This is a genomic window from Moritella sp. (genome assembly GCF_013215705.1).
Taxonomy (GTDB): Bacteria; Pseudomonadota; Gammaproteobacteria; order Enterobacterales; family Moritellaceae; genus Moritella.
The window spans coordinates 240,104-248,979 of record NZ_JABSQR010000008.1; the positions used below are offsets into that span (position 1 = coordinate 240,104).

Consider the following 8,876-nt stretch of genomic DNA (forward strand, 5'->3'; position numbering starts at 1 on the left):
TAGGCTCAATGATATAGTGAGAGGTTCTATTTTAATTTTTACGGCGGTACAGGCATAATCCCGTTAATAAAACCAGAAATGAATAACCTATTCCCCCGCCACTACTTTTTAAAGGTTGAGGAGCTTCTTCCATAAAGAAGATGTCTTGAGTAAATGAGGATTCAGGCGCTTGATAAGTTCCTTCTCCATCAGTCAGATTAATCTTGGTGATGATCCAATCACGATAGTGATTTACTTCAGTGTATACATCAGAAAACTGATTATATGCACATTGTACTACATTACCGAAACTGACCACTCCAGCCAGTCGATAGCCGCGATCATTATCACTTTGAGCACTTTTATCTTGCCATATCAGTGGACCACCTGAATCACCGTTACAAGATCCTCGGTCATAAGCGTTCGCACAAATGAAATTCGATTCAAGTCCAGAAAAGCCCCAATTCAATGCACAGCTATTATCACCAACGCCATTCACAACGGTTTTTTGGAGCATATCATTACTTTGAATTGCGTCTGTTGATGTGCGGCCCCAGCCTGACACAACCAGATTATCCGAAACTGCGTTGTCAAACTCTAAATCAGCTTTACCTTGTAAATCTTTATTCATCAGTTTGATCGGTAGTGCAGGCAAAGCCACAGGTAACGCTAATTTTAATAATGCAATATCACCGGTATTATTAGTTTGTTCATATTTGTCGTAAACAATTAATGAAGTCACAGTATTAGTAGACCTATTACCACTATTTGTTCTATCAATGGCACCAGAGTAAACGGTGACTTGAGAACTGTTTATGGGCACAAACACTAACTTGCTATCACTTTCGTTTAGGCAATGTGCAGCAGTGACAACCCAAATATCCGTTATTAACGTGCCACCACACGCAAATGTGGCACCATCTTTGTTCATTTCTAAATACACCTGCCAAGGTAACTCTAATACTTTACTATCAACACCTCCAACGATGTAGGTGTTAATAGCATCATTGGCATAAGCACTTAATGAGAGTGATAATATTCCAGCAATTGTAATCACTTTAGTTAGTGTCAAAATAAACCTCTCTCACGTTATTATTGCACTACAGGTTAGCGTCATTTATCATCATTTTTCTATAAATTATAGTATAGCGCGCACAAAATACGCATATGAATAAAATAAATCCGCTCTGCTGTATTTCTATTAATGACAAAATTGAAAGCTATTAATCATGCCTAGGTCACTTTATTGATAATAAAAAATAAATCCTCGGACATTTTATGTCAACTAGTGTAAATAGTAACCAAAGGCAATTGACGCACACTACACCATTGCTATGATGCTGATTACGTAAACACGTGTATGACATATGTATTAATTGAAGGGATATAATGAAAAATATTTTAACTGTTCTAATGATGGTATTCGCTTTCTCATTAGCTGCGCCTGAAGTTCACGCGAAAAAATTCGGTGGTAGCAAGTCTTTTGGTAAAAGCTATAAAACGGCCCCACAAAAACAAACCCCTGCGGCAGCAACCCCAGCTAAACAAGGTATGAGTAAAAAAGGAATGCTTGGCGGTATGCTGGGCGGTTTACTTGTTGGTGGTTTAATCGCATCTATGTTTGGCGGCGCGTTTGAAGGTTTCCAATTCATGGACATGATCATCATGGCCGGCGTTGCCTTCTTATTATTCCGCTTATTTAAAGGCATGATGCAAGCTAAAGCGGCATCACAACAGGGTTCGCCACAAACGGCATCAGGACCAGCATTTAGACAAGAAGCACAACCTGACGTAACGTTTAACACAGCAAATCAAGGTGGTTTTGCTGGTTCAAGCAATGATGTACCATTCAATCTTCCAGCTGATTTTGATTTAACTAGCTTCTTAAGTGGCGCACGTAGTCATTATAAGACGTTACAAAAAGCTTGGAATGAAAATGATTTAGACACAATCCAAGAATACGTTTCTATCGAACTATACAACGAATTGCGTGTACAACGTAAAGAACTTGAAGGTGAGCAACACACTGAAGTTATGTTCCTTGACGTTGAATTAGTTCGTGCAGAATCAACAGCGTCATTATCACAAGTCAGTGTTAAATTTAATGGACGCTACCGTGATGGCCATGAAGATGTAGAAGCAGACATCAATGAAGTGTGGCATTTAGAACGTGATTTAACCCTGGATGATGCGCCGTGGTTAATTACCGGTATCGAACAGTAATTACCTTTATTAGCTAATTTAATATGACAAAGGCGGTTAATCACCGCCTTTTTTGATCTTGTTATATGTCTCGTTAAATAACTATACCCAAGTTACTTCAAAATGCACAATCAGCAAACCGAAAGGAGAGGATATTCAAGGCATGAAGTCGAGGATTTAGTTATTCTAAATCAAGACTTCATAACGCAGAAGATACCTTATTTCGGCTTGCCCTACGGGAGGCGAGCAGAAATAACGGCACAGCGTTACAACATTTGAAAATGGAATAACCATTCTCTACATATTGCGCCTTGTGCTGTTATCCCTGCTCGTCTCTGATATAGCATCTTGAAGTAACTTGGGTATAAATAGCGACAAGTGTTTGGCTCTAGCGAATTAAAGTTAACACTGTTATGATCCGCATATAAATTAAATCGATAGGAATTATAAACATGGCTTCACTACAAGATCAGCTTTTAAAAGCCGGCTTAGGCGATGAGAAAAAAGCGAAAAAAATTCGCAAAGAAAGAAATAAAAAAAATAAAGCGGTTCGTAAAAATCAGGAAAGTGCAGACACAAGCCTACAAGATGAAATTAAAGCTAAAAAAGACGCTCAAGCACAATTAGATGCAGAACGTAATAAAGCGATTCAAGATAAGATTGAGCTTAAGTCTGAGCATGGCAAAGTGAAGCAAATGATTCAACAACTTCACATTACTGATTTCGGTGGTGAACTGTCATTTAACTATGTCCTTGATAAAAAAGTTAAAACCCTGTCTGTTGATCAACCAAGCTATAACGCATTAACCAAAGGACAAATTGGTTTATGTGTACTTGAAGGCAAATCTTATGTTATGCCTAGTATTGCTATCGACAAAATCAGAGCTGTTGATGAAGCCTACGTGCTAGTCCTAAACGAAAATACGGCAACAGAAGTTGAAGATGATGACCCATATGCTGACTTCCAAATTCCTGACGACTTAATGTGGTAATCACAAAAATTTAGTAGTCACCGCTATCCCTCTTAAAGTAAACCCATGTTAATCTTCAAGAGGGATGGTAATAATTTGATTTCTATTTATTCTATTCTCAGCTATTTATGTTAACCACACCAAATCTGGTTATTAATCCCGCTCAAAACCAGACTATTTGATTCAAGCGATGAATAATCCTATCTGTTTATAAGACAATCTCATATAATTTATCTATCTACCTTACAAAGAGTGATAGCCTTGTTAACTGAGAAAATTACTGCTGATAAACTTGTTCCTGTCTTTGATCTTGGCACGCGCTGCAAACTAGAAGAGTTTGATACAGTAACGCGTGATCAATTATTCCCTCAAAATAATAAACTATTTGCCCTATTCCACGATACTTTAACTGCTAAGTTACTTGTGGCTACAGATTTTGACGGTTTTGATCATATAAAAACATTTTCTAACATGTTGCATAACATGCCAATTAAACGCGCTAAATCAATTTGTTATGTCGAAGATGTAACAAAGGTTGGTCGTGCACATGCATTTGAAATTTGGCGAGATAAAACAGGGCTGTTTAAGCAACTCATTGAACAAATTATTGCTACGGGAGAGAGTTCTAATGAGCAACTTAGTGTATGCCTTATTAAGCCATATCCTAACCTTATGCCGCTATTACTTAATCTTAATGAATTTAATGTTGAGCAAGCTTTCAAAATATTAGCGGATAAACAGACCTCTGTCGTCAACCTCATTGATGCAATGAACTTAGATAACACGACCCTATTTGGTAACTTAGATACGCTGTATAAAAACAGCAGTTATACCAGCAACGTTGCTCAGTTAACACCAGGCCTGATACATCAAGCGCATGGTGGCTATATTATTATCAAAATTGATGAGTTAATTAATAACCCTTCTTTGTGGTATCAATTAAAATCAGTGCTCAAGCAAGGGGTGTTAAACTGGAGCCCGAGTAACCACGCTATTCAAACAGAACTAAAACCCGACGCGGCGCCAATTGACGTTAAAGTTATTCTAGTCGGCGACCGTTTCGCGATCAGCCAGCTTACTGAAGGTGACAGAGAGTTATCGAGTCTTGTCAGTTCATTTATTGATTTCTCTTCCGAGTTTAATGTCAGCGAACAAAATATAGCGAACTATGTCGGTTATATTAAATCACTGATCACAGACGCCAATTTACTTCCCCTTTCGGCTTGCGGCCTTAAGCGCCTATTACAGTTAAGCAGTCGTTGGTGTGAGCATAATAACTACCTCAGTCTTAACGAAGCTAAATTAACAACACTGTTAAGCTATTGCCATCAAATCGCATCAGGTAACAAGTTAGAAAGTATTGATAGTGATACTTTAAATACAGTGTTAAAACTGCAGTATGAAGCGTTGAATGGTTATATTCGCCTGAGTAACGAAGGCATCATAGAAAAACAAATTATTTTAGAAACGCACGGCAGAAAAATTGGCCAAATAAATGGTTTATCTGTGCTTGAAATGGATGGCCACCCAGAGAGTTTTGGTGAGCCGATTCGAATTACTGCGACAGGTCATCTTAACGGTGATGGCGATATCTCTGATGTGGAGCGTAAAGCAGAATTAGCTGGTAACATTCACGCCAAATCGATGATGATAATTCAGGGGTTTTTCACCCATACTTTTGCAAAACCCTTGCCTTTACCGATAAGCGCAAATTTGGTATTTGAACAATCATATGGTGAAATTGATGGCGATAGTGCGGCATTAGCTGGCACATGCGCATTATTATCCGTGCTTTCGCAAAAGCCAATTGCACAAAACTTGGCTGTTACTGGTGCTATCGACCAGTTTGGCACTGTACTTGCCGTCGGTGGTATCAATGAAAAACTTGAAGGTTTCCTGCGGATCTGTGAGTTAAATGGTCAAACAGACATGGGAGTTTTAATTCCAGCGGCAAATATAATAAACTTAAACTTAAGTGATAAGCTCGTTGCTGCCGTTAACAATGAACAACTGGCTATTTATCCTATTACACATATAGACCAAGCCATTGAATTATTAATGGATATAAAAGCAGGAAAAGTCGACGAGGAAGGAAGTCTCTACAATATTATTCAGCTACTTGCTGAAGAAAACGATAAATTAGACGATGATGAAACTGGTTTTGTAAAAAAACTTAAACAATTGTACGCTAAAATCATAGGCAAACAGGGATGTAACAACTGATTGGACTTGTTAGGCGTACAGGTGTACGCTAGAATAGCGCCAAGATAACAAGGATATTATTATGATAAACGAATTAGAGGTTGAAGTGGTACCTATGTCAGCAACAGAACGTAATAGCTTCGATAAAGAAGACTTAGTTAAATGTGGTAACGGCGAGTTATTTGAATCTGAAATCCGCCTTCCAAAAGACAATATGTTGATGATGGATCGCATTATACACATTGATAGCACAAGTGGTGAATTTGGCAAAGGCGAAATTACTGCAGAGCTAGATATCACCCCTGATTTATGGTTTTTTGACTGCCACTTTGACAGTGATCCTGTTATGCCTGGTTGCCTAGGCCTAGATGCTATGTGGCAATTAGTTGGCTTCTTCCTCGGTTGGAATGGCGCTAAAGGTAAAGGACGCGCACTGGGTGTAGGTGAAGTTAAATTTACAGGCCAAGTATTACCAACAAATAAAAAAGTGACTTATAAAATCACCATGAAGCGTGTTGTACTGCGTCGTTTAGTCATGGGTATTGCTGACGCTGAAATGCTGGTAGATGGTAAAGTTATTTACACTGCAAAAGATCTGAAAGTAGGCTTATTCCAAGATACTTCGGTATTCTAATCGTTTACTGATACAGAATAATGAACAAAGCCCTATCATCAGGGCTTTGTTGTATCTGTAAGTTATTAATTTATAATAACTTTAATTTGATATCCGATAGAATTAAACCACATCAGGGGAAGTGAAAATACTAAAGGGGCTAGTTAACGTTACCAGCTAAATCAATGTGAAATAGGCGATTAATAATTTAAAGGAAAGCCGAACACCAATAAGATTGTGTTCAGCTTTCTATCTTATAACCAAAGACTATCTTTATGACAGGCTTATTTATCGAACATATCTGTCGTGTTTATGCCTGATAAATCCCATGATTCCACATTGCTTTTCTCAAATACTTCAGCTTGATAAAACATTTTACTCATATCTGTTACGCTAGATATATCCCATCGGTTAATATCTTGGTTAAATGCCTTAGATCTTTCGAACATGCTGCTCATATTGGTCACGTTAGATGTATCCAAGCCAATAATGTCTTGATTAAATGCACCGCTACTACTGAACATATTCATCATACTCGTCACACTAGATGTATTCCAATAACTGATATCTTGGTTAAACACCTTAGCTCCATTAAACATAACGCTCATATCTGTCACACTAGATGTATCCCAATAACTAATATCTTGGTTAAATACATAAGTGCCTTGGAACATACCCTTCATATTCGTCACGCTAGATGTATCCCAAGGACTAATATCTTGGTTAAATGCCTCGGCATTGCTGAACATCCATCTCATATCAATCACGTTAGATGTATTCCAACGGCTAATATTTTGGTTAAAGGCATAAGCACCTTTAAACATTAGGTGCATATTCGTCACGCTAGATGTATCCCAACGGCTAATATCTAGATTAAATGCCTCTGTAAAGTAAAATACACGGTACATATTCGTCACGCTAGATGTATCCCAACGGCTAATATCTTGGTTAAATACCTTGGCACTTTCGAACATATGTCTCATATCCGTCACATTAGATATATCCCAGTCACCAATATCTTGGTTAAATGTCTCCGCATGGTAAAATATACGACTCATATTCGTCACTTTAGATGTGTCCCAGCCGCCAATATTTTGGTTAAATGCCTTACAACCTTCGAACATACTGCTCATATTCGTCACTTTGGACGTATCCCAGCCGCTAATATCTTGGTTAAATACCTGAGCACCAGAGAGCATACTACTCATATGCGTCACTTTAGACGTATCCCAGTCACCAATATCTTGATTAAATGCCTTAGCATTGTCGAACATAGCAATCATACCTGTCACTTTGGACGTATCCCAGCCGCTAATATCTTGATTAAATGCCTCTGCACCATTGAACATCCAAGCCATACTCGTAACATTAGATACATCCCAGCCACCAATGTCTTGGTTAAATGCCCTAGCATTTCTGAATACCGAGTACATATAAGTCACTTTAGATGTATCCCAGTCACCAATATCTTGGTTGAATGCCTCAGCACCGTAGAACATGCTATCTATACTCGTCACTTTAGATGTATTCCAATAACCAATCTCTTGGTTAAATTCCTTAGCACCGTTGAACATATAATGCATATCAGTCACTTTAGATGTATCCCAGAAGCTAATATCCTGGTTAAATGCCTCAGCCCCCCAGAACATGTCTCTCATATCCGTCACATTAGATGTATCCCAGTGACCGATATTTTGATTAAATGTTTTGTTATCTTTAAACAGCTCACTCATATTTGTTATATTTGTTGTTACAACACGAGTTACATCATCACCATCGGCAATCATCTTGCGCAGCATAGCTTCATCTACAACTGTATATACTTGCCCATTAACAATACCAGTGTCGTTAAGTTTCGCTGATGATGGCGCAACGATGGCTCCACTCATTCTGGATTTGTAAAACGCACTTACATTTTCGCCCGCGTGTGCATTAAGTGACATTGCAGCTAAAAGAGCAACAGTCAGTATTTTAAACTTCATAATAAAAATTCCATGTATACACCTGATTATAGAGGTGATGAAAATTGTGAAAAGTAGAACCTCGCATAATCATAACGAGGTATAAAAATTGATAAGACATTGTATAGTAAGTTTGTTTTTTATACTGACTGAATTGATAGGTGCTTTAACTGAATTGATAGGTGTTTTAACTAGTTGTCAGTGGCCTTGTTGCTCAAATCAGTTAGAGGTTTGATCAACCCCTTTGTTATAAAATTATAAATACTTTTGTTTCTTTCAGGCATTCCTAGCCTAATGACTTTATTGATCGCTTTAACATTGGCATAGACTTCACCTACTTGAGCGTTGTAACACCGAAGTGATAGTGTTCCGCTTGTGAGCGTTTTATACCGATACATCGCCGTTTCCGATAACGATCTATCGTGGTAGCCAGTATCGACTTTCCACTGTTTCAGCCCGCCCGCTTTGAGTGCTATTACAGCTTCATTTCTCGCATGTCCAGTTTCCCATAACCCTGCATTTTTTCTAGGTGGGATGAGTGGTTTGATCTTTTTTTTATTAAGCACTTTGTGACACTCTTTCGTGTCGTACGCACCATCACCTGAAACTTCTGAAATCCGTCGACACAGAGGGTTGAGCAGCGAAGGTAGTACTTCACTGTCACCAACATTAACAAGCGTCATTTCAGCAGAAATAATTTCATGAGTATCGACATCGACCGCCATATGTAACTTGCGCCACGTTCGACGCTTTTCACTGCCGTGCTTCTTAACTTTCCATTCGCCTTCGCCAAACACTTTTAAGCCCGTTGAATCGATGGCGATATGTCGGATAGCACCTCTCGATGGGTTACGATATTTTATTTCAACCGTTTTGGCTCGTTTACTTATGCTCGAATAATTGGGACTACGCAGTGGAACATTCATCAGAGAAAAAATGGAATCGATA

7 protein-coding genes are annotated in these 8,876 nt (G+C 38.5%); 4 read left to right on the top strand and 3 right to left on the bottom strand.

Translation table 11 applies throughout. The features are described from left to right. Window positions 1-31: 31 nt before the first annotated feature. Window positions 32-1,051, bottom strand: a complete 1,020-nt coding sequence (locus HRT96_RS06975) for a serine protease (protein ID WP_293154183.1) — start codon at window positions 1,049-1,051, stop codon at window positions 32-34. Window positions 1,052-1,368: 317 nt separating this feature from the next. Here HRT96_RS06975 and HRT96_RS06980 point away from each other — a divergent pair, with 317 nt between their 5' ends. The 4 genes from HRT96_RS06980 (at window position 1,369) to fabA (ending at window position 5,988) form a co-directional block, all read left to right on the top strand. Further along, the gene (locus HRT96_RS06980; RefSeq protein ID WP_293154186.1) at window positions 1,369-2,202 is read left to right on the top strand and encodes a TIM44-like domain-containing protein; all 834 of its coding nucleotides are present in this window, start codon (window positions 1,369-1,371) and stop codon (window positions 2,200-2,202) included. Window positions 2,203-2,633: 431 nt separating this feature from the next. Continuing rightward, window positions 2,634-3,173 carry a DUF2058 domain-containing protein gene (locus HRT96_RS06985; protein ID WP_293154189.1) on the top strand — a complete coding sequence of 180 codons (540 nt, stop codon included), beginning with the start codon at window positions 2,634-2,636 and terminating at the stop codon, window positions 3,171-3,173. A gap of 231 nt (window positions 3,174-3,404) precedes the next feature. Beyond that, window positions 3,405-5,375 carry an AAA family ATPase gene (locus HRT96_RS06990; RefSeq protein WP_293154192.1) on the top strand — a complete coding sequence of 657 codons (1,971 nt, stop codon included), beginning with the start codon at window positions 3,405-3,407 and terminating at the stop codon, window positions 5,373-5,375. Window positions 5,376-5,469: 94 nt separating this feature from the next. Continuing rightward, window positions 5,470-5,988 carry a bifunctional 3-hydroxydecanoyl-ACP dehydratase/trans-2-decenoyl-ACP isomerase gene (gene fabA, locus HRT96_RS06995; RefSeq protein ID WP_293129593.1) on the top strand — a complete coding sequence of 173 codons (519 nt, stop codon included), beginning with the start codon at window positions 5,470-5,472 and terminating at the stop codon, window positions 5,986-5,988. A 263-nt stretch (window positions 5,989-6,251) separates the two neighbouring features. On the opposite strand, the gene HRT96_RS07000 is transcribed toward fabA, so the two are convergent. Continuing rightward, on the bottom strand, window positions 6,252-7,949 hold the full coding sequence (locus tag HRT96_RS07000) for a BspA family leucine-rich repeat surface protein (protein WP_293154195.1): 1,698 nt from the start codon (window positions 7,947-7,949) through the stop codon (window positions 6,252-6,254). Window positions 7,950-8,119: 170 nt separating this feature from the next. Continuing rightward, window positions 8,120-8,876 (bottom strand): IS5 family transposase (locus HRT96_RS07005; RefSeq protein WP_293154198.1); only part of this gene is annotated, 757 nt, incomplete at its 5' end.

Excerpts from the sequence above, each read along its gene's own strand:
- HRT96_RS06985 (WP_293154189.1), top strand. The coding sequence starts at position 2,634 with ATGGCTTCACTACAAGATCAGCTTTTAAAAGCCGGCTTAGGCGATGAG.
- fabA (WP_293129593.1), top strand. The coding sequence starts at position 5,470 with ATGTCAGCAACAGAACGTAATAGCTTCGATAAAGAAGACTTAGTTAAA.
- HRT96_RS06980 (WP_293154186.1), top strand. The coding sequence starts at position 1,369 with ATGAAAAATATTTTAACTGTTCTAATGATGGTATTCGCTTTCTCATTA.
- HRT96_RS07000 (WP_293154195.1), bottom strand. The coding sequence starts at position 7,949 with ATGAAGTTTAAAATACTGACTGTTGCTCTTTTAGCTGCAATGTCACTT.